This window comes from Streptococcus infantarius subsp. infantarius ATCC BAA-102, assembly GCF_000154985.1.
GTDB classification, from domain to species: domain Bacteria; phylum Bacillota; class Bacilli; order Lactobacillales; family Streptococcaceae; genus Streptococcus; species Streptococcus infantarius.
Genome location: NZ_DS572674.1, coordinates 1,268 through 2,620 on the forward strand (window position 1 = coordinate 1,268; position 1,353 = coordinate 2,620).

The following is a 1,353-nucleotide window of genomic DNA, read 5'->3' on the forward strand; positions in this document are numbered from 1 at the left end:
TTTTAAGACTCGGTTTCCCTACGGCTCCGTCTCTTCAACTTAACCTCGCATCATATCGTAACTCGCCGGTTCATTCTACAAAAGGCACGCTCTCACCCATTAACGGGCTCGAACTTGTTGTAGGCACACGGTTTCAGGTTCTATTTCACTCCCCTCCCGGGGTGCTTTTCACCTTTCCCTCACGGTACTGGTTCACTATCGGTCACTAGAGAGTATTTAGGGTTAGGAGATGGTCCTCCCAGATTCCGACGAGATTTCTCGTGTCTCGCCGTACTCAGGATACTGCTAGGGTTAAAGACTATTTCGAATACGAGGCTGTTACTCTCTTTGGCTTACCTTCCCAGGTAATTCTTCTATAATCTTGTCGTCCCACGTCGCAGTCCTACAACCCCGATGTGTAAACACATCGGTTTGCCCTCTTGCCATTTCGCTCGCCGCTACTAAGGCAATCGCGTTTGCTTTCTCTTCCTGCAGCTACTTAGATGTTTCAGTTCACTGCGTCTTCCTCTTCATTACCTTAACAGTAATGAGTGACATGCATTACATGCCGGGTTCCCCCATTCGGACATCTCTGGATCATTGCTCACTTACAGCTCCCCAAAGCATTTCGTCGTTAGTCACGTCCTTCATCGGCTTCTAGTGCCAAGGCATCCACCGTGCGCCCTTATTAACTTAACCTTATTTTTGGCCTTTCGACCTAACTCATTAAATATTCACAGCGTTTCGGTTTATTTTCTTGTTACTATCTATATGTAATTACTTACATATGGAATTTGATATAGATATTCAATTTTCAATGGACAATACTTGAATCTTTCGATTCAATGGAGCCTAGCGGGATCGAACCGCTGACCTCCTGCGTGCAAAGCAGGCGCTCTCCCAGCTGAGCTAAGGCCCCACAAGACCTCTCAAAACTAAACAATACCCAAACGTGCTTCCGTTTATCCTTAGAAAGGAGGTGATCCAGCCGCACCTTCCGATACGGCTACCTTGTTACGACTTCACCCCAATCATCTATCCCACCTTAGGCGGCTGGCTCCTAAAAGGTTACCTCACCGACTTCGGGTGTTACAAACTCTCGTGGTGTGACGGGCGGTGTGTACAAGGCCCGGGAACGTATTCACCGCGGCGTGCTGATCCGCGATTACTAGCGATTCCGACTTCATGTAGGCGAGTTGCAGCCTACAATCCGAACTGAGATTGGCTTTAAGAGATTTGCTTGCCGTCACCGACTCGCGACTCGTTGTACCAACCATTGTAGCACGTGTGTAGCCCAGGTCATAAGGGGCATGATGATTTGACGTCATCCCCACCTCCTCCGGTTTATTACCGGCAGTCTCGCTAGAGTGCCCA

1 tRNA gene, 1 rRNA gene and 1 other annotated feature (1 of these 3 running past the window's edge) are annotated in these 1,353 nt (G+C 48.6%); both genes read right to left on the reverse strand.

Features of this window, described 5'->3' with window-relative positions:
* Nucleotides 1-678, reverse strand: a sequence feature (mutual gap in cmsearch alignment for this rRNA model is longer than 100) (it extends 513 nt beyond the left edge of the window).
* A gap of 147 nt (nt 679-825) precedes the next feature.
* A tRNA-Ala gene (locus tag STRINF_RS00025) sits at nt 826-898 on the reverse strand.
* Nucleotides 899-951: 53 nt separating this feature from the next.
* Nucleotides 952-1,353 (reverse strand): 16S ribosomal RNA (locus tag STRINF_RS00030); the annotation flags it as partial.